Annotated in this window: 29 protein-coding genes and 1 riboswitch; of the genes, 7 read left to right on the plus strand and 22 right to left on the minus strand. The window is 60.5% G+C overall.

Features of this window, described 5'->3' with window-relative positions; translation table 11 throughout:
* Positions 1–15: 15 nt before the first annotated feature.
* From CKW23_RS09700 to CKW23_RS09720, 5 genes are all read right to left on the minus strand, one after another.
* A complete protein-coding gene (locus CKW23_RS09700) occupies positions 16–1,833 on the minus strand; it encodes an ABC transporter ATP-binding protein (protein ID WP_095067493.1) in 1,818 nt (605 codons plus the stop codon).
* Positions 1,826–2,458 carry a DsbA family protein gene (locus CKW23_RS09705; protein ID WP_025261302.1) on the minus strand — a complete coding sequence of 211 codons (633 nt, stop codon included), beginning with the start codon at positions 2,456–2,458 and terminating at the stop codon, positions 1,826–1,828. The genes CKW23_RS09700 and CKW23_RS09705 overlap by 8 nt, the downstream gene beginning before the upstream one ends.
* Positions 2,459–2,461: 3 nt before the next feature.
* Complete coding sequence (locus CKW23_RS09710; protein WP_025261303.1) at positions 2,462–3,415, minus strand: rhodanese-related sulfurtransferase; 954 nt, start codon at positions 3,413–3,415, stop codon at positions 2,462–2,464.
* A gap of 146 nt (positions 3,416–3,561) precedes the next feature.
* Positions 3,562–3,855, minus strand: a complete 294-nt coding sequence (locus tag CKW23_RS09715) for a BolA family transcriptional regulator (RefSeq protein WP_025261304.1) — start codon at positions 3,853–3,855, stop codon at positions 3,562–3,564.
* A 15-nt stretch (positions 3,856–3,870) separates the two neighbouring features.
* Positions 3,871–4,398, minus strand: a complete 528-nt coding sequence (locus CKW23_RS09720) for a DUF2059 domain-containing protein (RefSeq protein WP_025261305.1) — start codon at positions 4,396–4,398, stop codon at positions 3,871–3,873.
* Positions 4,399–4,578: 180 nt separating this feature from the next.
* On the opposite strand from CKW23_RS09720, the gene CKW23_RS09725 reads away from it, so the two are divergent.
* A complete protein-coding gene (locus CKW23_RS09725) occupies positions 4,579–5,973 on the plus strand; it encodes a class II fumarate hydratase (RefSeq protein ID WP_025261306.1) in 1,395 nt (464 codons plus the stop codon).
* On the plus strand, positions 5,966–6,577 hold the full coding sequence (locus CKW23_RS09730; protein ID WP_025261307.1) for an NAD(P)H-dependent oxidoreductase: 612 nt from the start codon (positions 5,966–5,968) through the stop codon (positions 6,575–6,577). Before CKW23_RS09725 ends, CKW23_RS09730 begins: the two co-directional genes overlap by 8 nt.
* Positions 6,578–6,586: 9 nt before the next feature.
* Here the strand turns inward: CKW23_RS09730 and CKW23_RS09735 are convergent, their stop codons facing one another.
* Both CKW23_RS09735 and CKW23_RS09740 read right to left on the minus strand, forming a co-directional pair.
* Complete coding sequence (locus CKW23_RS09735) at positions 6,587–7,543, minus strand: DMT family transporter (RefSeq protein WP_095067494.1); 957 nt, start codon at positions 7,541–7,543, stop codon at positions 6,587–6,589.
* Between the two features lie 97 nt (positions 7,544–7,640).
* Positions 7,641–8,237 carry a tRNA-uridine aminocarboxypropyltransferase gene (locus tag CKW23_RS09740; protein ID WP_025261309.1) on the minus strand — a complete coding sequence of 199 codons (597 nt, stop codon included), beginning with the start codon at positions 8,235–8,237 and terminating at the stop codon, positions 7,641–7,643.
* Positions 8,238–8,417: 180 nt separating this feature from the next.
* Here CKW23_RS09740 and CKW23_RS09745 point away from each other — a divergent pair, with 180 nt between their 5' ends.
* Complete coding sequence (locus tag CKW23_RS09745; RefSeq protein WP_038399979.1) at positions 8,418–8,675, plus strand: hypothetical protein; 258 nt, start codon at positions 8,418–8,420, stop codon at positions 8,673–8,675.
* A gap of 100 nt (positions 8,676–8,775) precedes the next feature.
* Here the strand turns inward: CKW23_RS09745 and CKW23_RS26925 are convergent, their stop codons facing one another.
* Both CKW23_RS26925 and rmuC read right to left on the minus strand, forming a co-directional pair.
* Positions 8,776–8,898 carry a PA1414 family protein gene (locus CKW23_RS26925; RefSeq protein WP_256327101.1) on the minus strand — a complete coding sequence of 41 codons (123 nt, stop codon included), beginning with the start codon at positions 8,896–8,898 and terminating at the stop codon, positions 8,776–8,778.
* 184 nt (positions 8,899–9,082) lie between these two features.
* Positions 9,083–10,447, minus strand: a complete 1,365-nt coding sequence (gene rmuC, locus CKW23_RS09755; RefSeq protein ID WP_177434633.1) for a DNA recombination protein RmuC — start codon at positions 10,445–10,447, stop codon at positions 9,083–9,085.
* A gap of 1,020 nt (positions 10,448–11,467) precedes the next feature.
* Here rmuC and CKW23_RS09765 point away from each other — a divergent pair.
* The 3 genes from CKW23_RS09765 (at position 11,468) to CKW23_RS09775 (ending at position 13,857) form a co-directional block, all read left to right on the plus strand.
* The gene (locus CKW23_RS09765; protein ID WP_025261311.1) at positions 11,468–11,692 is read left to right on the plus strand and encodes a hypothetical protein; all 225 of its coding nucleotides are present in this window, start codon (positions 11,468–11,470) and stop codon (positions 11,690–11,692) included.
* 250 nt (positions 11,693–11,942) lie between these two features.
* Positions 11,943–12,428 carry a hypothetical protein gene (locus CKW23_RS09770; protein ID WP_025261312.1) on the plus strand — a complete coding sequence of 162 codons (486 nt, stop codon included), beginning with the start codon at positions 11,943–11,945 and terminating at the stop codon, positions 12,426–12,428.
* Between the two features lie 145 nt (positions 12,429–12,573).
* Positions 12,574–13,857 (plus strand): OmpP1/FadL family transporter, encoded by a 1,284-nt coding sequence (locus tag CKW23_RS09775; protein WP_025261313.1) that lies wholly within the window; start codon positions 12,574–12,576, stop codon positions 13,855–13,857.
* 88 nt (positions 13,858–13,945) lie between these two features.
* Here the strand turns inward: CKW23_RS09775 and CKW23_RS09780 are convergent, their stop codons facing one another.
* The 13 genes from CKW23_RS09780 to cobO all read right to left on the minus strand — a co-directional run bounded on the left by CKW23_RS09780 (position 13,946) and on the right by cobO (position 24,818).
* A complete protein-coding gene (locus CKW23_RS09780) occupies positions 13,946–14,497 on the minus strand; it encodes a glutathione peroxidase (RefSeq protein WP_025261314.1) in 552 nt (183 codons plus the stop codon).
* 57 nt (positions 14,498–14,554) lie between these two features.
* On the minus strand, positions 14,555–14,677 hold the full coding sequence (locus tag CKW23_RS26930) for a hypothetical protein (RefSeq protein ID WP_038399981.1): 123 nt from the start codon (positions 14,675–14,677) through the stop codon (positions 14,555–14,557).
* Positions 14,674–15,882, minus strand: a complete 1,209-nt coding sequence (locus CKW23_RS09785) for an MFS transporter (protein ID WP_025261315.1) — start codon at positions 15,880–15,882, stop codon at positions 14,674–14,676. The genes CKW23_RS26930 and CKW23_RS09785 overlap by 4 nt, the downstream gene beginning before the upstream one ends.
* A 135-nt stretch (positions 15,883–16,017) precedes the next feature.
* The gene (locus CKW23_RS09790) at positions 16,018–16,755 is read right to left on the minus strand and encodes an adenosylcobinamide-GDP ribazoletransferase (protein ID WP_025261316.1); all 738 of its coding nucleotides are present in this window, start codon (positions 16,753–16,755) and stop codon (positions 16,018–16,020) included.
* A 1-nt stretch (position 16,756) separates the two neighbouring features.
* Positions 16,757–17,329: an alpha-ribazole phosphatase family protein gene (gene cobC, locus CKW23_RS09795; protein ID WP_025261317.1), complete on the minus strand. Its 573-nt coding sequence runs from the start codon at positions 17,327–17,329 to the stop codon at positions 16,757–16,759.
* Positions 17,326–18,378 carry a nicotinate-nucleotide--dimethylbenzimidazole phosphoribosyltransferase gene (gene cobT / locus CKW23_RS09800; RefSeq protein ID WP_095067497.1) on the minus strand — a complete coding sequence of 351 codons (1,053 nt, stop codon included), beginning with the start codon at positions 18,376–18,378 and terminating at the stop codon, positions 17,326–17,328. The genes cobC and cobT overlap by 4 nt, the downstream gene beginning before the upstream one ends.
* Positions 18,375–18,896, minus strand: coding sequence for a bifunctional adenosylcobinamide kinase/adenosylcobinamide-phosphate guanylyltransferase (gene cobU, locus CKW23_RS09805; protein WP_025261319.1), 522 nt, complete (start codon positions 18,894–18,896; stop codon positions 18,375–18,377). Before cobU ends, cobT begins: the two co-directional genes overlap by 4 nt.
* A 1-nt stretch (position 18,897) precedes the next feature.
* Positions 18,898–20,358 carry a cobyric acid synthase gene (locus tag CKW23_RS09810; protein ID WP_025261320.1) on the minus strand — a complete coding sequence of 487 codons (1,461 nt, stop codon included), beginning with the start codon at positions 20,356–20,358 and terminating at the stop codon, positions 18,898–18,900.
* On the minus strand, positions 20,355–21,356 hold the full coding sequence (cobD, locus tag CKW23_RS09815) for a threonine-phosphate decarboxylase CobD (RefSeq protein ID WP_025261321.1): 1,002 nt from the start codon (positions 21,354–21,356) through the stop codon (positions 20,355–20,357). The genes CKW23_RS09810 and cobD overlap by 4 nt, the downstream gene beginning before the upstream one ends.
* Positions 21,349–22,257: an adenosylcobinamide-phosphate synthase CbiB gene (gene cbiB / locus CKW23_RS09820; RefSeq protein ID WP_025261322.1), complete on the minus strand. Its 909-nt coding sequence runs from the start codon at positions 22,255–22,257 to the stop codon at positions 21,349–21,351. The genes cobD and cbiB overlap by 8 nt, the downstream gene beginning before the upstream one ends.
* Positions 22,254–22,904 (minus strand): 5,6-dimethylbenzimidazole synthase, encoded by a 651-nt coding sequence (bluB, locus tag CKW23_RS09825; protein ID WP_025261323.1) that lies wholly within the window; start codon positions 22,902–22,904, stop codon positions 22,254–22,256. Before bluB ends, cbiB begins: the two co-directional genes overlap by 4 nt.
* Positions 22,901–24,196, minus strand: a complete 1,296-nt coding sequence (locus CKW23_RS09830) for a cobyrinate a,c-diamide synthase (RefSeq protein ID WP_095067498.1) — start codon at positions 24,194–24,196, stop codon at positions 22,901–22,903. The genes bluB and CKW23_RS09830 overlap by 4 nt, the downstream gene beginning before the upstream one ends.
* Positions 24,197–24,206: 10 nt before the next feature.
* Positions 24,207–24,818, minus strand: coding sequence for a cob(I)yrinic acid a,c-diamide adenosyltransferase (gene cobO, locus CKW23_RS09835; RefSeq protein ID WP_025261325.1), 612 nt, complete (start codon positions 24,816–24,818; stop codon positions 24,207–24,209).
* Between the two features lie 91 nt (positions 24,819–24,909).
* Positions 24,910–25,132, minus strand: a riboswitch (cobalamin riboswitch).
* Positions 25,133–25,236: 104 nt separating this feature from the next.
* Here cobO and CKW23_RS09840 point away from each other — a divergent pair.
* A complete protein-coding gene (locus tag CKW23_RS09840) occupies positions 25,237–26,556 on the plus strand; it encodes a sorbosone dehydrogenase family protein (protein WP_025261326.1) in 1,320 nt (439 codons plus the stop codon).
* Positions 26,557–26,569 lie beyond the last annotated feature (13 nt).

A 26,569-nucleotide genomic window follows, 5' to 3' on the forward strand; every position in this document is an offset into this window, starting at 1 on the left:
CAGTCGGCCCTGCAATCAGACCTGCTGCAGATATCCATACAGCTTGGCGTAGAGCCCGCCCTCGGCGATCAGTTGCTGGTGATCCCCTTCCTCGGCAATACGCCCGCCGTCGAATACCAGGACCCGGTCGGCCTGTTTTACCGCAGACAGGCGATGAGCGATGATCAGGGTTGTGCGGCTGCGCAGAAAGAGTGCCAGCGCCTGATGCAGATTGTATTCGGTGGCCGCATCCAGCGCTGAAGTCGCCTCGTCCAGAATGACGACTTTGGGGTCTGACAGCACCATGCGCGCAATGGCCAGGCGCTGACGCTGCCCGCCGGACAAACGCACCCCGGAACGCCCAACAATGCTGTCCAGGCCCTCGGGCAGCAGACGGATGGTCGACTCAAGCTGAGCAACTTCCAGCGCCGCCCAGCAGGCTTCGTCCGTGCAATCGCGACCCATGGTCAGGTTGGCGCGTATGGAATCGTTGAACAGTGCCGGGTGTTGCAGCACCACCGCCACATGTTCCCGCACCCGCTCCAGACCGATCTCCTGCAGGGTGGAACCACCAAAACGAATGGTGCCGGTCTGCGCGCTGTACAACCCCAGCAGCAGTTGCACCAGGGTACTTTTACCCCCACCGCTGGCACCGACAATCGCGACCTTTTCACCGGGCGCAATCGACAGGTTCAACTGATCCAGCACCAAGTCTTCACCATAGCCGAAACTCAGACCACGCACCTCGATGCCAACGGTTGCCCGCCCCTTGAAAGGCTCGACAACACCGGGGTATTGCGGCTCGTCTTCACGGGCAAGCAATTCATTGATACGGGTCAGCGCCCCGCCCGCCGCGTAATAGGCGTATTGCAGGTTCAGCAATTGCTCCACCGGCGCGATCATGAACCACAGGTAACTGAATACCGCGAGCATCTGGCCAATGGAAAGATCCGAGAACAGCACCGTAAGCATCGCCGCAGCCCGGAAAATATCGATGCCGAACTGAAACAGCAGGCCACTGGCCCGGCCAGAGGCATCGCTTTTCCACTGGGAGTTCACGGCGTAATCGCGCACTTCCCGGGCACGCTGGCCCAGGCGCCCCAGGAAAAAGCCCTGCCGATTGCCTGCCCGCACTTCCTGAATGGCATCCAGGGTTTCGCTCAAGGCCTGGGTAAAGCGCGAAGTACTGTCGTTCTCGAGCTTTTTAAGGTGTTTGACTCGCTTGCCCAGCCGCACGGTGGCAAAGATCACCAGCGGATTGAACAGCATGATCAGCAGCGCCAGCTTCCAGTGCATCCACATCAGGATGCCAGCGGTACCTGCCAGGGTCAGGGTCGCCACCAGAAAACGGCTGAGGGTTTCGCCGACGAACTTGTCCAGCGTGTCCAGATCAGTGACCAGATGCGTGGTCACCATGCCGCTGCCCAGGCTTTCATACTCGCGCAGGGAAATACGCTGGAGGCGCTCGATCAGGCGCAGGCGGATACGGTAGACAATGTCCTTGGCCAGACGCGCGAACAACCGCGCCTGCAGGACATTGAACAGCAAGGCGCCCAGCCGCAGGACCAGGGTCAACACCAGCATCAGACCGATGTAGCCCACCGCCTTCTGCAGGCTGTCGGGCAAGGCATGATCCATGATTTTCAGCGCAGCATCACCACGCCCCAGCAGTACTTCGTCCACCAGTAATGGCAGGAGCAATGGAATCGGCACGCTGCACAGCGCCGCCAGCACGGCCACGCCGTTGGCGATCCAGAGGGCTTTCTTGTGACGTAATGCCAGCCGCCGGATCTCGGCCCAGCTCAATCTGTCGCCGGGAGACTCCGGCTGCCGGAAAGAAGGCTCTTCATGCACTGGCTGCACGCTCCAGCCATCGCCCGAGCAGTGGCGCCAGTTCACTCAGGGGCTGATAACCATTGGTCAGCAACGCGAACTGCCCGTTGTGCTCGGCGAGCAGGGTCGGAAAACCGGCAATGCCAAGCCCCTGCACCCAGGCAAAGTCGGACGTCGTGGCCGCTCGCTGCTCAACGCTGTCAAAAGCGTCCGCGAACGGCTGACGGGCCAGCCCCGCCTGCTCGGCCAGTTCGACCAGCAGCGGTGCATGAGTGACATCGCGCCCTTGCGTGTAAAACGCCTGCTGAATCAGTTTGACCAGCGCCCACGCCCCTTGGGGATCAAGATGGCGGGCAGCGGTCACGGCCCGGCAGGCGGGTGTGGTGTCGTAGACGAAACCCTCCGGCAAGGCACCTTCCAGACGAAATGGCTGCCCGGTGGCTTTCTCTACCGCATCCCAGTGTTCAAGGATATAGCGCCGCGTGGAAGCGTCCAGCGCCGTGGTGCCGGAGCGCAAACCACCCATGACCAGATGCAGCGGCACGCCGCCCGCCTGTGCCTGTCCTACCAATGCCTCGGCCACCGGAGCGAAACCCCAGCACCACGAACACATCGGGTCCATTACATAGATCAGGCGGGAGGACATGGCTCAGGCCTCGGATTGCGAACGGTAGTTGTGACCAATCGGGTGTGGCTGATTACGGGCTTTTGCCAGCTCGATCTGCTTCTGCCGGTCAATGGCGCTGCGGCGAGTCTTTTCGCTCAGGCTGTCCCAGCAGTGCGGGCAACTGACACCCGGCGAATAATGCTCGCTGGCGCGGTCTTCGGCACTGATCGGTGTGCGGCAGGCATGACATTGATCGTAGTCGCCTTCGCTCAGGTCGTGACGCACCGTGACACGGTTATCGAACACGAAGCAGTCGCCACTCCACTTGCTCTCTTCCTGAGGGACTTCTTCCAGGTATTTGAGAATCCCGCCCTTGAGGTGATAGACCTCCTCGAAACCCTCGCCCAGCATATAGCTCGACGCCTTTTCGCAACGAATGCCGCCGGTGCAGAACATGGCGACCTTCTTGTGGACGGCCGGATCGAAGTGCTCCTTGATGTATGCCGGAAACTCGCGGAAGGACGTGGTCTTGGGGTCGATAGCGCCTTCAAAGGTGCCAATGGACACTTCGTAGTCGTTACGGGTATCGATCAGCAGCACTTCAGGATCGGTAATCAGGGCGTTCCAGTCCTTGGGCTCGACATAAGTGCCGACGCTCTTGTTGGGGTCCACACCTTCGACGCCCAGAGTCACGATCTCTTTCTTGAGCTTGACCTTGGTGCGATAGAACGGCTGCTCGTCGCAGAACGATTCCTTGTGATCGATATCGACCATGCGCGGATCGTTTTTCAACCAGGCCAGCAGGCCATCGATGCCTTCACGGCTACCGGAAACCGTACCGTTGATGCCTTCCTCAGCGATCAGCAGAGTGCCCTTGACGCCATTGGCGATCATGGCCTGCAACAGAGGCTCACGCAGGGCAACGTAATCGCTGAGGGTCACGAATTTGTATAGCGCAGCTACGACGATCGGCTGAGTCATCGGCTCTTGTGTCATGTATCTCTCCAGGTGGTGACCCTCGTAAAGGGCCTACCGGGCAAAAAAATCAGAACGAAAAACGCACCGGCCTTGCGGCGCGGTGCGGATTCTAGCAAAACAGGCGTTATCAGGATATTGCTTCGGGGCGGCCCCCGAAGCTCAGGTCAGTGACCGCCGGCGCAGGTCGGCGAAGCGGGAGCCGCGCCGATCCTTGTCCATTCCTCAGGCGTGTAGGTGTGCAACGCCAGGGCGTGGAACTCGCCCATCAGGCTACCCAACGTGGCGTAGACCTTCTGATGCCGCTTGACCGAGTTCAGGCCCGCAAACTGGTCGCTGACCAGAATGGCCTTGTAATGCGTCTGCTGTCCACGGCTGTGCATATGGCTCTCATCGAGCACTTGCAGGTGCTGCGGCTCAAGCAGCGCAAGTGCCGACTCGATTTTTTGTTGCATGCTCATGACCAGGCTCGCCTGTCAGGGTTTCTTGGGCGCAGCCGGGGCTGCGGCTTTGGCAGGCTCCAGCTCGGCGGTCATGTCGGCGAGCAGCTTGTTGACCACCGGCACGGCGCTTTCCAGCTTACTCTGGGTCAGTTGAGCCGATTGCTGAGCCAGCTCAGGCATTTTGGACATGACTTTCTTGCCCAGTGGCGACTGGTAGAACACGACCAGATCCTTCAACTCGCTCTCGGTGAAGTTGGCGGTGTAGAGCTTGACCATGTCCGGCTTGAGCTTGTTCCAGCCGATTGCCTGATCGACAGCGGTGTTGGCCTTGGCCTGATAGGTTTCCAGCAAGGCCTTTTTCGATGCAGGGGCCTTGGTTTCAGCAAAACGCTGGGCAAACATCTGCTGGACCTGCGCGTATACCGGAGCACCCAGCTTGTCAGCGTTGGCAAGCTTGAGGAAGGTTTCGGCACTGGCGTTGTGGCTGGCGGTGTCGGCGAGAACCTGACCGCTGGCGCAAACCAGGGCTACCGCAGTACAGATGGCACGAAGACGGGTCATCGAATTTCCTTAATCTGACAAACGAGGCATGACCTCAAGGCCGACCATTCTGCGCTTATGTTCGCTTTTGGCTCAACCCCCGCTTAACTCAGTGGTTGAAAACCCGCTAACACAGACCGTATGGGAACCCTGAAGAATTAAAGGCACCTAACCCTTACGCACCTTAAAGGAGTAAGACCAGTGAGCCGTACAGAAACTGACAGCATTGGCCCGATAGAAGTCCCTGAAGACGCTTACTGGGGTGCACAGACCCAAAGGTCGCTGATCAACTTTGCGATTGGTGACCAGTCCATGCCGCTTGCCGTGTTGCATGCCCTGACCCTGATCAAGAAAGCCGCCGCCCGGGTCAATGATCGCAATGGCGACCTGCCCGCCGATATCGCCCGGCTCATCGAGCAGGCCGCCAACGAAGTGCTCGACGGTCAGCATGACGCCCAGTTTCCACTGGTGGTCTGGCAGACCGGCAGCGGCACGCAAAGCAACATGAACGTCAACGAGGTGATTGCCGGACGCGCCAACGAACTGGCTGGCCAGGGCCGTGGCGGCAAGAGCCCGGTGCATCCCAACGATCACGTCAACCGCTCACAGAGTTCCAATGACTGCTTCCCGACTGCCATGCACATCGCAGCGGCACAAGCGGTCAAGGAGCACCTGCTGCCCGCCATCGCCGAGCTGTCCAATGGCCTTGCCGAGCAGTCGGCACGGCACATCAAACTGGTGAAAACCGGCCGCACCCACATGATGGATGCCACACCGATCACCTTCGGCCAGGAGCTTTCGGGCTTCGTTGCGCAACTGGATTACGCCCAGAAAGCCATTCGCGCCACCTTGCCTGCGGTCTTTGAACTGGCTCAGGGCGGCACCGCCGTGGGCACCGGGCTGAATGCTCCCAAAGGCTTCGCCGAGGCCGTGGCTGCGGAACTGGCGGCCCTGTCAGGACTGCCGTTCGTCACGGCGCCCAACAAGTTCGCCGCGCTGGCGGGCCATGAACCGCTCACCGCCTTGTCCGGGGCGCTCAAGACACTGGCCGTGGCCTTGATGAAAATCGCCAACGACCTGCGCCTGCTGGGCTCCGGCCCACGCGCCGGGCTTGCAGAAGTCCGGCTGCCAGCCAACGAACCGGGAAGCTCGATCATGCCCGGCAAGGTCAACCCGACCCAATGCGAGGCGCTGTCGATGCTGGCCTGTCAGGTCATGGGCAACGACGTGACCATCGGTTTCGCCGCCAGCCAGGGGCATCTGCAACTGAACGTGTACAAACCGGTCATCATTCATAACCTGCTCCAGTCGATCCGGCTGCTGGCCGACGGATGCCGCAACTTCAACGAGCATTGCATCGCCGGCCTGGAACCCGATGCCGCAAAAATGGCCGAACACCTGGAGCGAGGCCTGATGCTGGTCACCGCTCTCAATCCCCATATCGGTTACGACAAATCGGCGCAGATCGCCAAGAAAGCCTACAGCGAAGGGCTGACCTTGCGGGAAGCCGCCCTTGCCCTGGGCTATCTCACCGACGAGCAGTTCGACGCTTGGGTCCGACCGGAAAAAATGCTGGAGGCGGGTAGCAATGGCTGACCCAAAGAGTGGTGCAACACCTCTGGAAGGCAGTGGGAAACGTATCCTGATGATTTACGGCACACCGAAGACCGTCAGTTTCTGCCACGCCCTGGGTGATGCCTACTCGCAGGGAGCACGCAGCAAAGGTCATGTAGTGAGGATGCTCAAGCTCAGCGAGCTGGACTTCGATCCGATCCTGCATAACGGCTACGAGCAGAGTCAGAATCTGGAACACGACCTGCTCGAAGCCCAGCGCCAGATCCACTGGGCCGAGCATCTTGTATTCGTCTACCCGGTTTCCTGGGGTGGTCTGCCAGCCTTGCTGAGTGGTTTCTTCGACCGGGTGTTCATGCCCGGTTTCGCCTTCAGGACCCACGGCCGCAGACACCCGTCCAACGAGCTGCTCAAGGGCAAGACCGCGGAGCTGCTGTCAACCATGGACACCCCGCCCCGCTACTTCCGCTGGATCTACGGCGCACCGGCACATCGTCAGATGATTCGTACGATCCTGGCCTTCTGCGGAATCAGAACGAAACGCCTGACCGAATTCGCCCCGATCCGCACTTCCACCGAAGAACAGCGCCAGCAATGGCTTCGGCAGGCAGAACAACTGGGTAAATAGCCGCTGGCGCTATACCGCCAGCCGCTGCTTCCTGGCCTTCCAGCCAGCAATCATCGACGGCCCCAACGCCGTCAGGGCCGAGCCCAGCACCACCAGCACTGCACCGCCATAACCCAGCGCATTGATTTCTTCGGCCTGCACGTAGTCGGGCCACAACCATGCGGCAACAGCCACCGCTGCCAGCGTCACCAGCGGCGTGAGGGCCAGGGTTGCGCTGACACGCGAAGCTTCCCAGTGCGCCAAAGCCTCGGCAAATGCGCCATAGGCCACCAGCGTGTTCAGGCAACACGCCAGCAATAACCAACCCTGCAACGGGCTCAACTGCAAAGCCTCCATCGGATGCGCCCAGGGCGTGATCAGCAGCGCGCAGAACAGGTAGATCACCATCATGACCTGCAACGAGTTCCACACTGTCAGCAATTGCTTCTGGCTCAGGCCATAGAGACTCCAGACCACAGCAGCCAGAAAGGCAATCAGCACGCCGACGGTGTAATCACTCAACGAGGTAAACAACTCCTGAAGACGCTCATTGAAGAACAAGCCAAAACCGACCAACAGAACAAGCAGACCAATGCCCTGCCCAAGACTGAATCGTTCCTTGAACATACAGATGCTGCCGAACAACAGAAGAATGGGGCCGACTTGAATAATCAATTGCGCAGTCCCCGGGCTCAGCAGCCGCAGCCCCACCAGATACAGCACATAGTTGCCCACCAGGCCAAACACTGCCAGCGCCACCAGAATCTTGCCTTTGACCCCAAGCACCTTGAAGCTCGGCAAGCGCTTGACCGATGCCAGCCATATAAAGAGCAGGGCCCCGGATACCAGCAGACGGAACCAGGTCACCGTCACCGGATCCATCACTTGCAGCACTTGTTTGAGCTTGACGGGCAGGATGCCCCAGAGAAAAGCGGTCAACAGGGCAAGACAAAGGCCATACACCCAGCGGCCAGAAGAAATGTGCATCGGTCATCCCGGATCAGACAAAGCAGAGTTGTCAGTCTAGGCACAGATTGGCGCTGCTCACAGATACAGCTGGAAACGCATAACGCCCCCAATTGTTTTAGTGTTCGCGGTGATTGCGCTGATAAGTCTCATGGCCCATGGCCTTGATCTGCCCTTCGATCAAGGCATCGAAAGGCCGCAGCAGCTCGGCGAACGAATGCCCGGGCTCAAGGATTTGCAAGGCGTGAGTAATCGCCTCAAGCGTCGACAAGGCATCTGGCCCCGGTGCCTTGCGCAGGCGATAACGTGAAATCGGAGCAGAGCCCAATGTCACTCTGGGCAACCCGACCAATAACGGGTTGAGGTGCAGCAGTTTTCTCGCCTTGCGCCAGGTGCCATCCGGAACCACCAGCAGCATCGGCTGATCCTGATCGGCATAGGCCTTCAACGCTTGCGCATCTTCGCCCGGAAACAACAGGCGCGCCTGATAACCGGGCTGATTCAGCAGCGCTTCCAGATCCTCGAACACCTCACCCACCACAAGTTGCGCATTGACCAGCCCAAGGGCAGCCAGACGTGCAGTATTCAAGGCGTGACTGACTTCACTGGGATGTTGCAGCACCAACACGCGGGTGCGGCTATCCAGTTGTGGAATCAAGGCGCAGAGACAGTGGTTGTCAGGCCGCAGGCAGCGCTCGCAGCGAGCACGGGACATGGTTTTCTCTTCAATTGCAGACAAGGCGCGCAGTCTAGCCGATCACCCGACCGGCCTGAACCCGCTATCGGGCACCCGTCGCCCTGCACAGGCCGTCAGCAAACTTCAGCTAGCCTGAAACCGAGGGCTGGTTTATCCGAAGTTCCCGTAATCCTGACATGATTAAAATCCGGGGCTTCCATGAATCGCGAGGACATCAACCAAAGGGTGCTCGACATTCTGGGAGTCATTCTGGTGGACAAATCCGCACTGCGCGACGATGTGCCCTTCGAGGATCTCGTGCTGGATGAGCAGGACATCAACGAGCTTTTCGGGCGTCTGGAAGAAGAGTTCGACTTCGCGTTCCCGGCCTCCATAAGAGAACGCGCCATCCATAAACCCGAGCATCTGTCGCTGCCCGTGGTGGTGGATCTGATCGTACTGATGCGCCAGGTATAGCGGCAGGAAAAAGACAATTGAAAACAGATAACGGGACACGGCCTTGCGTCCCGCTCGGATGGAGCGCCAATACAGGTGACCGGCAGCGGTCAACCAAGGCTTATCGACGTGGGCGGCGACGCTCGTCCTCGGCGCGCACAGGTATAGGTTGCAGTTTGGGCCGTTCAATCAAACCCAGCGCAACACCCAGATCATGGAGCCAGTCTTGCAATTTGCTATTCATAACGCCCCCTTGAGGGAAAACCGGGCAACAGGCAATGCACCGATTGCTAATACTGATCATAGAAGCAAGTTTTAATTTAGCAGAGCATCTCGGAAAACATTTTTCCCGATGGAATCAATGTGACACCTCTGCGCGTTTCCTTCTAGTCTTTACGACAGACGGCTTTGCACTGTCGCAACCTCGACTATTCCGGCAAACGCAGCACGCCATCTTCGTCCGTCATGGCCCGCTCAAGCAAATCAGGCGGCAGGTTTTTGCTGGCCCGCGCGCCCAGCAACTTGAGCTGTTCGCTGCGGCTGACCAGATTACCGCGACCATCCGTTAATTTGTTACGGGCAGCGGAATAAGCTTTATCAAGTTGTTGCAAGCGATTGCCGACCTCATCCAGATCCTGAATGAACAACACGAACTTGTCGTACAGCCACCCTGCCCGCTCCGCGATTTCCCGGGCGTTCTGGCTCTGGCGTTCCTGCTTCCACAGGCTGTCGATGACCCGCAAGGTGGCAAGCAGCGTCGTCGGGCTGACAATCACAATATTACGGTCGAACGCTTCCTGAAACAGATTGGGCTCAGCCTGCAAAGCCGCCGAAAACGCCGCTTCTATAGGTACGAACAGCAAAACGAAATCCAGGCTGTGCAGCCCTTCAAGACGCTTGTAATCCTTGCCGGACAAGCCTTTTACGTGATTGCGCAAGGACAGCACATGCTGCTTCAAGGCCGCCTGACCGATCACCTCGTCGGCCGCCGACACATATTGCTGGTAGGCCGTCAGACTGACCTTGGCGTCCACTACAACCTGCTTGTCCCCTGGCAGCATGATCAGAACATCAGGCTGGAAGCGTTCGCCGTCCGGCCCCTTGAGACTGACCTGGGTCTGGTATTCGCGGCCTTTCTCAAGCCCGGCATGCTCCAGCACCCGCTCCAGAATCAGCTCACCCCAGTTGCCCTGGGTTTTCTGGCCCTTGAGTGCGCGAGTCAGGTTGGTCGCTTCATCGCTCAGGCGCAGGTTCAATTGCTGCAGGCGCTCCAGCTCCTTGCCCAGGGAAAACCGTTCGCGGGCTTCGTTCTGGTAGCTCTCCTCCACGCGCTTCTCGAATGACTGGATGCGCTCCTTCAGAGGATTGAGCAGTTGCCCCAACTGTTGCTGACTGGTTTCAGCGAAACGCTGCTCACGCTCATCGAAAATCTTGCCTGCCAGTTCAGCAAACTGGGCGCGCAACTCATTACGCGAACCCTGGAGATCGTTCAAGCGTTGCTGATGGCTTTCCTGTTGTTCACGCAACTCGGCATTCAAGGCTGCGCACTGGGCATCCAGACGGCGCAGCTCGTTTTCCTTGCTGGCCCGCTCAAGGTTCCAGCCATGGGCGGCATCACGGCCGTTATCGCATTCCAGACGCAGCAGCTCGACTTCGCGGCGCACCGCAGCCAGATCGGCCTGACGGGCAGCGTTGGCCTGGCTCAGGTCGCTGATCTCGTCGCGGCTGGCGTCCAGTTGGGCGTTGAGGCCATCCTGAGCCATCTGCGCCATGCTCAAGCGCTCATCGAGCAATGCCGTGTCGGCCTGCTGACGCGCCAGACGCCGCTGCAACTGCCAGACCCACGCCAGCAAAGGCAGCGCCGCCACACCAAGCCCCAGCAACAGGCTGTTCAGGTCCAAAGCCATAACGACTCCCTACATGCCGGATCATTGCCTGCGGCATTGTGAACAAAAGAAGATTCAGAAACGTCTGCGCGACAGAGGCAGCGACTCAAGGCAGGCATGATAGGCATTGCGGGGAAAATCGGGGGACATAACTCTACTCTCTTTTAGTGCAAGGTAAACCCTGCATATAACCGCCTGATGTGACGGGACAATCCACAGAAGCTGTGGATAACTCAGTGGACAACCCCCCTTTAACCTCCGCAAACCCATACAGAACGGGGGCTGCGCTCAAACTGACGATTTTTTCACCAGTAAAAAAAAGCGATGTTTTTCATTGACTTAATAATTCACCACAGTAAATCAAACTCTTAGGGCCATATGTGACAGTGATGTGGCAGCTTGTGCCGCTAATGTGAACAAGTAGATTTTACGTCCCCCGGACAAGCCACCCGACAAGGAAAAATATTTGTAAATATCCCTTTCATTTTTCCGGATATTGCATTAGTGTTGTCGCCGTTAGTACCAAGCTGAAAATCAATTCCGGTCGATAAGTCCCCCGACAAGCGCCAATCCATGTGGAAGCGGTGTCGACAACAAGGGATCGACCACCTCGATGGTTTCCAGACATGTCCTGCGCAACATGACCCACAAAGGGCAAAGTGCAATCATGGCCTGCATTGACCAGCCTGCAATTGATCAGGATCTGCACCCCGAGCGTCGAACCTTTGCTCCTGTTGTGCTGCCTGCCCTCCTAAGTACCTACCTGTCAGCCAGGGCGCCATACGATAAAGCGCGCTTCAACTGACGGCCTTGTTCCAGTCAGGTTCTTCGCCAGGCCCGCTTCGACACTCAAGCCAGCCCGCGTTTACTGGAGCTCTTATTGATGCACGGTATTGTTCCGTGTCGTTTCAGGAAACACTTTCAATGATGACTACTCATATCCAGACTCAGGATGCCATCCGCACCCTCACCCACGCTTTCGCTCCAATGGACTGCCTGATCATGGCAGCCCGCAAAGGCTCCTTCAGCTTTACCATCGTCAATGAACACGGTATTGCCCGCCACAGCGAACGCCTTTACCCCGATCAGTACTCCAGCGCCGAGCCGCTGCAGGCCGTGATCGAGCGGACCCGCCAGGCCCTGACTGCCTGAAGCCAAAAGCCGCTCCAAAGCCCCGCCCTCAAAGCGGGGCTTTTTTGTTTCTGCGCGCCCCATCTAATCGCCAACCGATCTATAGCACCGAGTGCAAATCCTAAAACGATGTAAAACATAATTTTACATTCCAATTATGAGACTACACTTCAACTCAAGCGGCCTTGGGCTGCTTCCAGTGGGCCCTGTCCGATTCACCGCTGCCACGCATCAGGGTCCGCTGGTCATTATCTAGCGAGCTGACTGTATTATGGGTATTGCAGCCATAGAATTATGCCGCCACGTAATCCGCCCCACCCTGGTTTATCTGGATCGTCAAAACCCCTGCGCCGAATCGCTGCTCCTGGGCATTGCGGCCAGCCAGTCATCACTGGGCGATGCGCTGGGCAGCAGACGCGGACATGGCCTGTACCGCATTCCCGAGTTGCGGCACCGCCAACTCTGGGACAACTACCTCGCACACGACCCGGACCTCGCCAGCCGCGTGCGCGGCCTTGCCAGCCAGCATGCCTTCCTGAGCGGACCGAATCTGGAACTGGCCGTCAACCTGCGCTACTCCACCGCCATTGCCTGGATGATGATCGAAGCCCAGACCGTCACCTTACCCACCGAAGACGATGCATTGGCCATGGCCAGAATCTGGCGACAGATCTTTCAGCCCCAGGGACGATTAAGGGACTTCGTGACAACTTGGCACTCGTGTGTAGCCCCTATTTATTTATCGCAACACGCATGATTGCGAAAAAACAAAGTTCTGGAAAATTCCCGCAGTATTATCGGATTGTCCTACAAAAATAGCTCTAAATCGGGCTCTTCAGCCTATAGCGCGTTCTCAAAAATGTTGGTAATTTCCGACCCGTGATCAACAAGGAGTTCTAATAATGAAAATAACGACAAAAGCAATTCACAGGACAACACTTGGTTTAGCCATTGGCCTGGCATCATCACAACTTCTCGCATCCGGTTTCGCAATCAACGAACAAAGCATCAGTGCAATGGGTACCGGCTTTGCCGGACGCTCCTCTTCCGCCGAGGACGCCAGTACGGTGTTCGGCAACCCGGCCGGCATGTCCCGCCTCAAGCGCGAACAAGTCAGCGTTGGCGCAGCGGCAATCATCGCCAAAACCGATATCAGCAATGCCAGCAGCACTTTCGGCGGCAGCAATGACGGCGACATGGTGCCGGTCGTTGGCGTCCCCATGGGCTACTACGTCAAACCACTGGACGATCAATGGGCCGTAGGCCTGGGTGTCTATGTGCCGTTTGGCCTGGTCACCGACTATGAAAACGGTTTCGCCGGCCGCTACTGGGCTGACAAGAGCCACGTACAGGTCATCACCTTCCAGCCGACTGTCAGCTACGCCTTCAACGACCGGGTTTCCATCGGTTTCGGCCCGACCATCAACCGCATCGAAGGCGAACTGACCTCCTCGACCATCAACGCCGCCTCCTTCGGCACCAACGACGGCAAGGTCAAGATCAAGGGTGACGATGTCGCTCTGGGCTTCAACGTCGGCATCCTGGTCCAGGCCACCGACACCACCCGCCTGGGCCTGACCTACCACTCCAAGGTCGACTACAAGCTCGAAGGCAAGACCAAGGTCGAAGGTGCCAGCTTCGGCCCCTTCAACGGCCAGAAGTACGACGCCTCTCTGGATATCAGCACACCTGAGTCGGTGGACTTCTCCATCACCCAGCAACTGGACGAAAACTGGACCGTGTATGCAGGCAGCACCTGGACACGCTGGAGCCGCCTGAAAGACATCACCGTCAACAACAGCGGTGTTCCGGCTGGTTTGGGTGGTGCCAACGGTGCAATCGGACGCATTTCCGAAGAGCAGGACTGGCATGACACCTGGGCCCATGCCATCGGCGCTTCGTACAAGGTCAACAACGAGTGGACCTTGCGCACCGGCTACTCCGTTGACCAATCGCCAACCAACAACGTGAACCGCTCTCCACGCATTCCGACCGGTGATCGTCAGATCGTCAGCTTCGGCGCTGGCTGGACCCCGAGCGATGCGATCACCATCGATGTCGCCTATTCGTACCTGTGGGAAGACGAAGCCAAGATTCGCAACGCCAGTACCTCCAAAGGTGCCTACAGCGCCGACTTCAAGAACAGCGCCCACGGTATCGGTACTTCGCTGACCTATCGCTTCTGATAACACCTGACCAGGGCAGGCCGAACAGCCTGTCAGCGGCCACAAAAAAGCCCGCGACCCTCACTGGTCGCGGGCTTTTTCGTATGGGTCACGGTTTTGAAGCGATCGCTTTCTCGATGGCCGCGATCAGATCAGGATCGTCCGGCTTGGTCATGCTGGAGAAACTGGCGACCACCTTGCCCTGGCGATCCACCACATATTTATAGAAGTTCCAGCGCGGCGCACTGCTCTGCTCGGCCAGCACCTTGAACAGGTGCGTCGCATCGTCGCCTCTGACCGGCTGCGGCTCGGTCATGGTGAAGGTCACGCCGTAATTGACGTAACAGACCTTGGCGGTTTCCTCGCCGTCCCCGGACTCTTGCTTGAAGTCATTGGAGGGCACGCCAAGCACTTCCAGCCCCTGGGCCTTGTAGCGCTGGTTCAAGGCTTCGAGCCCCTTGAACTGCGGGGCAAAACCGCAAAAGCTGGCAGTATTGACCACCACCAGAGGCTTACCGGCAAAACGCTCGCAGAGGTCGATATTTTCCTTGCTGCGCAGCTTCGGCAATTCGCCCTGCAGCAATGGCGGGCAATCGGCAGCCAATGCTGCGCCACTCATGGCGAGCAATAGAACAGGGACAGAAATCCAGCGTATTTTCATCAAGGCATCCCTACATTATTGTCTGGCCACACACGCTACTCCTTGAAGCGTCTGCACTCAACAGGCACCCAGCCCCAACTGCAAGGCCGCCAGCCCGACCTGTTGCCAGGCCCACCAGAGCAACCCCAGCACCACCACCCCGGCCAGGGCCGCAGCCAGAACAGGCCAGGACAGATTCACGCCACACCACCCTGAGGCTGCAACCGGGCCACCGGCCTCTCGCGCACGGGCCAGTTCAAGGCCGCCGCCATCAGGCTGAGCAGAATGGACACCTGCCAGATCAAATCGTAACTCCCGGTATGGTCATACACGAGCCCGCCCAGCCAGCCGCCGAGGAAGGAGCCCAACTGGTGGAACAGGAACACAATACCACCGAGCATCGACAGGTTGCGCACACCGAACAGCGTCGCCACGGTGCCATTGGTCAGCGGCACCGTCGACAGCCACAGCAAGCCCATTGCTATGCCAAACAGATAGGCCGTCGTTTCACTCAGCGGGATCCACAGGAACAGCGCGATCACCACCGCACGCAGCAGATAAAGCGTCGTCAGCAAGCGTGGCTTGGACATGCGTCCACCCAGCCAGCCTGCCGTGTAGGTCCCGAAAATATTGAACAGCCCGATCAAGGCCAGCACCGTGGTCCCGACCTTGGCAGGCAAATGTTGATCAACCAGATACGCAGGCAAGTGAATGCCGATAAACACGACCTGGAAACCACAGACGAAAAAACCCAGGGCCAGCAGCCAGAACCCTGAATGCGAACAGGCTTCACGTAATGCTTCACGCAGGGTCAGCTCACTGCCGACCGAAGCTGCCGGGCTATCCTTGAGCATGCTCACCAATGGCAGGATCAGCGCAACCATCACCCCCAGCACCAGCAAGGTGCTGGACCAACCCAGCCAGCCCAGCAGCCCCAGGGTTCCGGGCAGCATGGCGAACTGGCCGAAGGAACCCGCAGCACTGGCGATCCCCATGCCCATACTGCGTTTTTCGGGAGGCAAGGCGCGGCCGACAACACCCAGGATGACCGAGAAAGAGGTTCCGGACAGACCAATGCCGATCAGGATGCCGGCACTCAGGGAAAGGCTCGCAGGCGAATCGGCCATGCTCATGCAGATCAGGCCAGAGGCATAAAGCACACCGCCGATAAACACCACTTTCGCCGCACCGAAGCGATCCGCCAGGGCTCCGGCAAACGGCTGCGCCAGGCCCCACATGAGGTTCTGCAGGGCGATGGCAAAGGCAAAGACCTCGCGGCCCCAGCCAAAATCGGCACTCATGGGTGCCAGAAACAGCCCGAAGCCATGCCGGGTACCCAGGGACAGCGCGAGAATCAACGCACTGCCCAATAGAATCCAACCACTGGTACGCCAGACCGATGTCATTGTTTTTATGCTCCCCAAGGCTCGACGGACACTATTTACGTGGATATACCCGCAAATAATTACAGCGCGAAATTACGCCTCACGGGATGGTGGTGTCAATAGATTACAGGTGTCATCTTTTGCGAATGAATTCAATCACGAAGAACCCAACACAACCGCCAGCAATACCACCACCTCCAGCAACTCCAGCACAGCGCCCGCTGTATCACCGGTCGTCCCGCCCAGCCGGCGCAGCATCAACTGGCGCAGCCAGAAGAAACCCGCAGTTGCAGCAAGCACCGCAATCAGCCCGGCCCAACCGCCCAGCAGCACACAAGCGCCCGCACTGATCAGCAAGACCCACTGCCCGGTGCGCTTTGGCAGATGATCGGCCAGCGCCTGCCCCAGACCGCCCGCCCGAACATAAGGCGTGCTGAGAAACAGCCCGAGCATGGCGTTGCGCCCGATCAGCGGAGCCAGCAACAGCGCGATGCTGTTGTGGCTTTCGATCAAAGCCAGAATGGCGGTGAACTTGAGCAACAGGACCAGCACCAACGTTACCACGGCAATAGGCCCGCTGCGTGGGTCCTTCATGATGGTCAGGGTTCGTTCACGGTCGCCAAAGCCGCCCAGCCAGGCATCGGCGCTGTCTGCCAGCCCATCCAGATGCAGACCGCCGCTCAGCAACACCCAGGCCGTCAGCAGCAGCGCCGCATGCAACATCAAGGGAGTGCCGTCGAGCACCGCATTCAGCCCCATCAACAGCACGCCGAACAGCACGCCGACCAATGGATAGAACAACAGCGAGCGCCCCAGCTCCTGAGGCTGCGGCATCCCCGACAGGCGAATCGGCAAGCTGCTGAGAAATTGCAGGGCGATCCAGAACGGCAGCATCTCAGTTCTCCGTCAACACGCCGCCAGCGGCGACCTTGATGGACAGCAGCGCACCGTGACCGACCGTCACCTGCAACAACTGTTCGCGAGGCAAGCCTCGGGCCTTAGCCAGCAACAGGCGCATCACACCGCCGTGACTGACCAACAACACTCGCTCGTTGGCATGGCGTTGCTGCAAGCCTTGCACAGCGCCCAATACTCGCTCGGAGAAGTCCGCCACCCGCTCGCCATTGGGCGGCGTGAAAGCGTAAGGATCTTCCCAGAACAACCCCAACCCTTCGGCGTCGGTTTCCATCAATTGCGCGGCGCTGTGCCCTTCCCAGTCGCCGAAGTGCAGCTCCTGCAAGCCGGGCTCGACATGCAGCGGCAGCGTCAGCTTTGCGGCCAGTTCTTCGGAGAAACGCGCGCAACGCTGCAAGGGCGAGGTGTAAATCCGGTCCCACGGCCCTGCTTGCGCCACTGCCTCGCGCATCTGCTCCCAGCCTGTTGCGGTCAGGGCATCGTCCAGACTGCCGCGCAGGCCACCGCCCAGTTCGGTTTCGCCATGACGCAACAGATCCAGATGCAATGTCATGCCGGACGATCTGCCACTGCCGCTTCGGCGAACGTCGCCATCCCGTTGTGCAGTTCACAAGCCAGCCGCACCAGCGGCACCGCCAAGGCGGCACCACTGCCCTCGCCCAGACGCAGGCCCAGGTCCAGCAAAGGCTCAGCCTGCAAGGCTTCCAGCAGGTGACGATGCCCAGGCTCCGCGCCCCGATGGCCGAACAGCAGCCAGTCGCGGCAGGACGGGTTCAGACGCACAGCCACCAGCGCGGCAACACTGCAAATGAACCCATCCACCAGCACCGCGATGCCCTCCTGGGCACAGGCCAGATAAGCGCCCACCAGTGCAGCAATCTCGAAACCGCCCAGGCAGAACAGACTTTGCAACGGGTCACCCGCCTGCTCGGCATGCAAGGCCAGGGCACGCTCGATGACTTCGCTCTTGTGTCGCACACCGTCGGCGTTCAGACCGGTGCCGGGGCCGACCAGCAATTGCGCCGCGCACTCCAGCAACGAACAGGCGACCGCACTGGCTGCCGTGGTGTTGCCGATCCCCATCTCGCCGCCGATAAACAGTTCAGCGCCCGCCGCCTTGGCGCGCAGCACGCTGTCACGTCCGGCCTGCATGGCCGCCAGTCCTTGCTCGGCGGTCATGGCCGGGCGCTGAGTGAAGTCGGCGGTGCCTGCTCCGATGCGCAGATGACGCACACCGGGAAAATCCACTGGCGACACGGTGCCCAGATCGACCACATCCAGCTTCGCCGACAACTGCCGGGCCAGCACGCTGATCGCGGCGCCGCCATTGACGAAGTTATGCAGCATCTGCCCGGTCACTTCCTGCGGGTAAGCCGAGACGCCTTGGGCAACGACGCCATGATCGCCAGCAAAAATCGCGATCCACAGCTGATCGGCCTTGGGTTTGAGGCGCCCCTGCAAACCTGCGAGCTGAACCGCCAGCCGCTCCAGTTGCGCCAGCGAACCGGCCGGTTTGGTCAGTTGCTGCTGACGGGCCAGAGCGGCTTCGCGCATCGGCACATCGATGGCCTGAGCGGGCTTGAGCCACCAGGAGTTACTCATAATGCGGTTCCTTTCAAAGTCAGAGGCAAGCCGGCAACGGTCAGCACCACACGCTGACAACGCTCGGCAATGGCCTGATGCAACAGACCGGCTTCGTCGACATAGCGGCGGGTCAGCTCACCCAGCGGCACGACGCCCAGCCCGGTTTCGTTACTGACAAAAATGATGTCGCCCGGCAGTTCGCACAGGCATTCCAGCAGCGCCTCGCGCTCCTGAGCCAGACGCTCAGGGTCATCAAGCATCAGCAGGTTAGTCAGCCACAGCGTCATGCAATCCACTAGCAGGCAGTGCCCGATTGCAGCGTTTTCACGCAATACACGGGCCAGCTCTAGCGGCTCTTCAACCAGCCCCCAACTGTCAGGGCGACGCTGACGGTGACTGATCACGCGCTGATTCATCTCACCGTCCAGCGGCTGGCTGGTGGCGATATAAAGGACGCTCAGCCCCGACTCCGCCGCCAGCCTTTCAGCCAGGCGACTCTTGCCGGAGCGGGCACCGCCCAGGATCAATTGCAGCATTTCACTTCACCTCCAGGCCGCACAGCTCGCGCAACAGCGGGCCATCAAGGTGTTTTTCCACCAGGTCGGCCAGACGCTCGATATCCCGCTCCCGCAGCCCGTGATAATCCACCTGCTGCACATCCTGCAAACCCGCCCAGCGCAACAGCGCGCTACACGCGGCAGGCGACTCGAACAGGCCATGCAGATACGTCCCGAAAATCTGCCCGTCAGCACTGCGCGCGCCGTCACTGCGCCCATCGTCCAGGCGTACGGCTGCATTTTCCAATGCAGCGCCGCGGGTGACACCCGCGTGGATTTCATAGCCACAGACTTCGGCATCTTCCAGTGCCAGACGCCCGCGTACATTACGCAACTGTTTCTCGGCTTCCAGCACCGTGCTCATGTCCAGCAAGCCCAAACCGGGGCTGGAACCTGCCGCGCCCTCCAGGCCAAGGGGATCATGCAACTGCTGACCCAGCATCTGCAGGCCACCGCAAATCCCCAGCAGCTTGCCGCCATAGCGCAGATGCCGGTCAATGGCAGTATCCCAGCCGTTGGCGCGCAGGTAAGTCAGGTCACTGCGCACGCTTTTCGAGCCCGGCAGGATGATCAGATCGGCAGGCGGCACCGCCTGACCGGGGCCGATGAATTGCAGATTGACCTGCGGGTGCAGGCGCAGCGGATCGAAATCGGTGTGGTTGCTGATGCGCGGCAGCACCGGCACCACGACATTGAGCACCCGCTCGACCTTATCGGTCTGACGTCGATCCAGACCGTCTTCGGCCTCCAGATGCAGATCCATCACATACGGCAGCACACCCACCACCGGCTTGCCGGTACGGGCTTCAAGCCAGTCCAGACCCGGTTGCAGCAGCGCGATGTCGCCACGAAAGCGGTTGATGACAAACCCTTTGACTCGCGCCTGCTCGCTGGGCGACAGCAACTCCAGCGTGCCGACCAGATGCGCGAACACGCCACCTCGATTGATATCGGCCACCAGCAGCACCGGGCAATCCACCGCTTCGGCAAACCCCATGTTGGCGATGTCGTTGGCGCGCAGATTGATCTCCGCAGGCGAACCGGCACCCTCGACCATGATCACGGGGTACGTCTCGCCCAGGCGCCGATGGGACTCCAGCACCGCCTGCATGGCGATTTCCTTGTAGCCGTGATACGCCACGGCATTCATGGTGGTCACAGCGCGGCCATGGATGATGACCTGAGCACCGGTATCGCTATTGGGCTTGAGCAGCACCGGATTCATGTCGGTATGGGGCTCCAGCCCGCAGGCCTGAGCCTGCACGGCCTGGGCCCGACCGATTTCGCCGCCATCCGCTGTCACCGCACTGTTGAGCGCCATGTTCTGCGGCTTGAACGGCACCACCTTGACGCCCTGGCGGGTCAGCCAGCGGCATAGCGCGGTCACCAGCGTACTTTTGCCGGCATCGGACGTCGTGCCTTGCACCATCAACGTGGTCATGGGGTTTCCTTGCGGTATTTGAACAGTACATCTTCCAGACGCGACCAGTCGGCCTCTTCGCAAGGCAAGCCAAAGCGCAGGCTGCTGACCGCCCCCTGGCCCTCGAACAGACGCAGCAAGACTCCACGTCGAGCGCAGAAGTCATGCAGGGCCGGGGCCTGCTCGGTAACCACCCACTGAAACAGCGCGCAGCCGCCTTGGGGGGGCAGGCCGTGATTGCTCAGCAATGCCACCAGACGCTCACTGGCCTGATCGCAACGCTGGCGTTGACGGGCATGGCCTTCAAGGTCTGCAAGACACGCCTGACCCAGAATCCGTGTCGGCCCGCTGACCGCCCACGGGCCGATTTCTGCCGCCAGTGCCTTGAGCAGACCCGGCTCCGCCAGCACGAAGCCCAATCGCACGCCGGCCAGACCAAAGAACTTGCCGAACGAACGCAGCACGATCAGGCCGACGCGCCCCGTCTCGGCCGCCAGACTCGTGTCCGGCGTGTTGTCCATGAAAGCCTCATCAACCACCAGCCAGCCGCCGCGCTCGGCCAGACGGGCGTGCCATTCCAGCAAGCGCTCCGTGGTCAGGTGCAGCCCCGTGGGATTGTTGGGGTTGACCACCACCAGCACGTCGAGGCTGTCCAGGAAGTAATCCACTTCCTGTTCTTGCACTTCACGCACCAGAAATCCGCTTTTGCGCCATGCATGGGCGTGCTCTGCATAGCACGGCGACAGGACGCCGACGCGACAAGCGCTGCGCACGCGAGGCAAGGCCTGGATCGCGGCTTGCGAACCGGGCACCGGCAAGAGTTGAGGTACACCGTAATAGGCGCAGGCTGCGGCCTCCAGGCCATCGTCGGTTTCCGGCAGACGCGCCCAGGCCTGTGCAGAAATCTCCGGAATCGGCCACGCCCAGGGCGCAATGCCGGTGGACAGGTCCAGCCAGTCGGCACGGTCGATGCCGTAATGCTGCGCTGCCGCCCGCAGGCGACCACCGTGCTCAAGCATAGAACTCGGCCCCCACGCACAGGATCAGCAGCCACAGCCAGACGCCTCTTTGCACCAGTTGCCAGCCACGATCGATGGCATCCGCATCGGCGGGCACGCCTTCGCCCAGTGGCGGGCGCTGATGCAGTTCGCCGTGATAGATCGCTGCGCCACCCAGCTCGACACCCAGAGCACCCGCACCGGCGGCCATGACGGGACCGGCATTGGGGCTGTCCCAGGTCGGCCCTTGAGTGCGCCAGCAACGCAGAGCCAGGCGAGTCTTGCCCAGCAGCGCGTAGGTCAGGGCCACCAGGCGCGCAGGAATGTAGTTGAGCAGGTCGTCGATTTTCGCCGCCGCCCAGCCGAAGCGCTCGAAACGCTCGTTGCGATAACCCCACATGGCATCCAGCGTATTGCTCAGTCGATACAGCACCACGCCGGGCGCACCGGCCACCGCAAACCAGAACAGCGCGGCAAACACCGCATCGCTGCCGTTTTCCAGTACCGATTCAGTGGCTGCACGGGCGACTTCTGTCTCGTCCAGTTCGGTGGTCTGGCGGCTGACCAGATAACCGACCCGCCGACGCGCCTCATCCAGATTGCCCGAACGCAGGGCCTGGGCAACCGGCTCCACATGCTCGCCCAGGCTGCGCAGCCCCAGCGCGCAATACAGCGCCAGAATCTCCACCAGCCAGCCGACATAGGGCAGCCAGCTGAGGATGGTTGCCAGCAGCGTCAAAGGCACCACAGCCAGAAACCAGGCCGTGACGCCATGACTGCGCCAGCCACGTCCGCCGGAATTGAAACGCTGTTCGATACGGTCAGCCAGACGACCGAACGCCACCAGCGGATGTGAGCGTTTCGGCTCGCCGAGCAACGCATCCAGCGCTACCCCGGCAACGCTCAACAGCGCCACACTCATGGACTCACTCCCCATTGATTCTCATACAGCAATTCATTGAGTGGCCGCGCTTGCGCCCAGCCTTCCAGCACCAGCATCGGTGCCGGGTAAAATTCTTCTACCGGCCCCAGGCACAGAATCGCCAGGGGCTTTGCGCCTTCGGGCATGCCCAGCAGGCTGGCCAGCGCCTGAGGATCGAACAGCGACACCCAGCCCATGCCCAGCCCTTCGGCACGGGAGGCCAGCCACAGGTTCTGGATCGCACAGGACAAGGACGCCATGTCCATTTCCGGCAAGGTCCGACGACCGAAAATATGCTTCTCCCGATCGTCCATCAGCGCGGCCACCAACACTTCGGCACAATCGCTGATGCCCTCGACCTTGAGCTTCATGAACTCGTCGGCACGCTCGCCCAGGGCTTCGGCAGTACGTACCCGCTCTTCTTCCACCTGGGCCTGCATTTGCGCCCTCAATGCCGGGTCGCTGATACGAATGAAACGCCAAGGCTGCATCAGGCCGACACTGGGAGCCTGATGCGCAGCTTCAAGCAAACGCGCAAGTAACTCGGGAGCCACGCTGCCGCCACTGAAGTGACGCATGTCGCGGCGCTCGGCAATTGCCCGATAGACCGCGGCCCGCTCCTGGAGACTGAACGCCTGATCGGTCATGGTGTGAACAGCGCCGCAACCGCCTGAGGATTGGAAGGGAAATAGAAGTGTACGTAGGAAGCCGTCAGACGCCCGTCGCGGTACACCGCCTCTGCGCCTCGTCCGCCATTGGGGCTGACGCCACGGGCAATGGGCTGCAACTCGGTGCTGGTCAGGGAGTGGTGATAGGTGTGTCCGCGCAGCAAGCCTTCAGGCAACTCGACCGCTTGCAGGGCCAGAGCCGCCAGACGCTTTTGCATCACCGCCTCCCCCTTCAGCAGGCCCACCAGCTCTGCCCGCTGGCCTTCGACATCGGTCAGGGCATCGAGCAGATACAGCATGCCGCCGCACTCGGCCAGGATCGGCTTGCCCGCCTGATGATGAGCACGAATCGCCGCCAGCATCGGAGCGTTTTCGGCCAGCGCCGCATGATGAAGCTCAGGGTAACCACCGGGCAGATACAGGCTGTCAGCCTCAGGCAAGTGGCTATCGCGGATCGGCGAGAAGAACGACAGCTCCGCGCCCATGGCTCGCAGCAGTTCCAGGCTTGCCCCGTAGGCAAAAGCAAAGGCCTCGTCACGGGCGATGGCGATACGCACACCGGCCAGCAAGGGTTCGGCAGGTACAGGGTCCGGCGCATTGAAGATCACGGCAGGCGGCAAGAGCACGTCGCAAGTGCTGGCCAGCGCATCGGCGGCAGCGTCCAGGCGCAGGTCCAGATCGTTGAGTTCACTGGCCTGCACCAAGCCCAGATGACGGCTCGGCAATTCGATACCGGTTTCACGGGAAAGCGCGCCATACCAACGCAGGCCCTCCGTCAGGCTGCCTTCGAGCAACTGCGCATGACGCACGGTGCCTACCCGGTTGGCCAGCACTCCGGCGAACGGCAGGTCCGACTGATAACGCGCCAACCCCAGCGCCAGCGCTCCGAAGGTCTGGGCCATGGCCGTGCCGTCGATCACGCCCAGCACCGGCACGCCGAAGTGGCGGGCCAGATCGGCACTCGATGGCGTACCGTCGAACAGCCCCATGACGCCTTCGATCAGGATCAGGTCCGCCTCGGCGGCGGCTTCCCACAGCAGGCGTCGGCTTTCGTCGGCGCCCACCATCCACAGATCCAACTGGTAAACCGGCGCGCCGCTGGCCCGCTCCAGAATCATCGGGTCCAGAAAGTCAGGCCCGCACTTGAACACCCGGACCTTGCGGCCCTGGTTACGGTGCAGGCGTGCCAGCGCAGCGGTGACCGTGGTCTTGCCCTGCCCGGAGGCGGGCGCGGCAATCAATACTGCCGGGCAATGACGCGGCGCTCTCATACAGGGTTACTCACAACTCGATGCCTTTTTGCGCACGGATTCCGGCCTGGAACGCATGCTTGACCACGCCGATCTCGGAAACGGTATCGGACAGGTCGATCAATTCGGGTTTGGCGCCACGGCCGGTCACCACCACATGCTGCATCGGTGGCCGGGCCTGCAGGTCGCTCAGTACGTGTTCCAGATCCAGATAGCCATGCTTGAGGGCGATATTCAGCTCATCGAGGATCACCAGACCGATGCTCGGGTCACGAAGCATTTCACGGGAAACGTCCCAGGCGGCTTCGGCGGCGGCGATATCACGCTGGCGGTCCTGGGTTTCCCAGGTGAACCCCTCGCCCATCACGTGGTAGCGCACCTGCTCGGGGAAACGCCGGAAGAACAACTCTTCACCGGTGCTGTTGCGGCCCTTGATGAACTGCACCACGCCACACTGCATGTCGTGACCCATGGCCCGGGCGAGCATGCCGAATGCCGAACTGCTCTTGCCCTTGCCATTACCGGTCAGCACCAGCAGCAGGCCACACTCGTTTGGAGCGCTGGCAATGCGCTCGTCCATTACCGCCTTCTTGCGCTGCATGCGCGCCAGATGACGTTCGTCACGTTCGGGGGATTCGTTCATCTCAGCTCTCCGCTAGAGGGCACGCGAAAGCAGACGGAAGGACAGCATCAGGCAGCACGGCAAAGCCCTGCGCAGAGCATCGCCCGCCGTGATGCTGTTGAGTGGATCAGGCCGGTCTCCGGGCTCATGAGCAGGCATCTGCCTGGCCTGCGCGCCTTCCCGTGTCCTGGGACACAGTGGCATCGAGCGCAGTCTTGACTCATTTACCGTTGCGGGGGCAGCGCCGGGATCGGAGTTGCAAGGCGTCCTCACCGGCTTCCCTGTTTCACTCTGCCAATCGAGGATTGCAAAGCACCTGAAACAAGCCGCGAAGGGTAGAGGGTTGGGCTGGGAGCGTCAATCGACACAAGAGGATTGAACCTCGACAGTTCAGGTCCCTCCTATCTTTATCTGGCCACTGACCGTTATGGAGATCGGCATGTTCACACTCAGACCCCGGCTTGCCTTGCTGCTTCTGGTTGCAGGAGGCCTCACAGCCTGCGGCGAGTCTTCGACGCTGCAAGTCTCGGATGGCACCGGCCCCTCGCCCAGACTGCCCGAACCGAACAAGACCCTGATCCCCACCGTCAATATCGCCCCTGCCGTGGGCTGGGAAAAGAACGCCAAACCGGTCGCCGCGCCCGGCACCCAGGTCGCCGCCTTTGCCGAAGGCCTGGATCACCCGCGCTGGCTGTACGTGCTGCCCAATGGCGACGTGCTGGTCGCGGAAACCAATTCACCACCCAAGCCTGACGACTCCAAAGGCGTACGCGGCTGGGTCATGGAAAAAGTCATGGGCCGCGCCGGAGCCGGTGTGCCCAGCGCCAACCGCATCACCCTGCTGCGCGACAAGGACCACGACGGCGTGGCCGAAACCCGCACAGTCTTCCTGCAAAACCTCAACTCGCCGTTCGGCATGACGCTGGTGGGCAACAAGCTTTACGTGGCCGATACCGACCGCCTGATCAGCTTCCCTTATGAAACCGGCCAGACCTCCATCAGCGCCCAGGCCACCAAGGTCGTCGACTTGCCTGGCGGCACGCTGAATCACCACTGGACCAAGAACGTGATTGCCAGCAAGGACGGCAGCAAGCTGTACGTGACGGTCGGCTCCAACAGCAACGTCGGCGAAAACGGCATGGACCAGGAAGAAGGCCGCGCCGCGATCTGGGAAGTGGACGCTGCCACCGGCCAGCACCGGATTTTCGCCTCGGGCCTGCGCAACCCCAATGGCATGGACTGGGAGCCCAACACCGGCAAGTTGTGGACCGCCGTCAACGAACGTGACGAGATCGGCAGCGACCTGGTACCTGACTACGTGACCTCGGTGCAGGATGGCGGCTTCTATGGCTGGCCTTACAGCTACTACGGCCAGCATGTGGATGAGCGGGTCAAACCGCAGAAACCGGAACTGGTCGCCAAGGCCATATCGCCCGATTATGCAGTCGGCCCGCACACCGCATCGCTGGGGCTGGTGTTCGCCGACGGCAAGACGCTCGCAGCTCCGTTCAACGAAGGCCTGTTCATCGGCCAGCACGGCTCATGGAACCGCAAGCCACACAGCGGCTATAAAGTGGTGTTCATCCCCTTCAGCGGCGGCAAACCCAATGGCGCACCCGTGGATGTACTGACCGGCTTCCTGAGTGCAGACGAAAAAGCCCAGGGCCGTCCGGTGGGCGTGGTCAATGACCAGCATGGCGGATTGTTGGTGGCGGATGATGTGGGCAACAAGATCTGGCGGGTGACGTCAGCGAAATAAGCGCATCACCCTG

This window comes from Pseudomonas sp. Irchel 3A18, assembly GCF_900187465.1.
Taxonomy (GTDB): Bacteria; Pseudomonadota; Gammaproteobacteria; order Pseudomonadales; family Pseudomonadaceae; genus Aquipseudomonas; species Aquipseudomonas cichorii.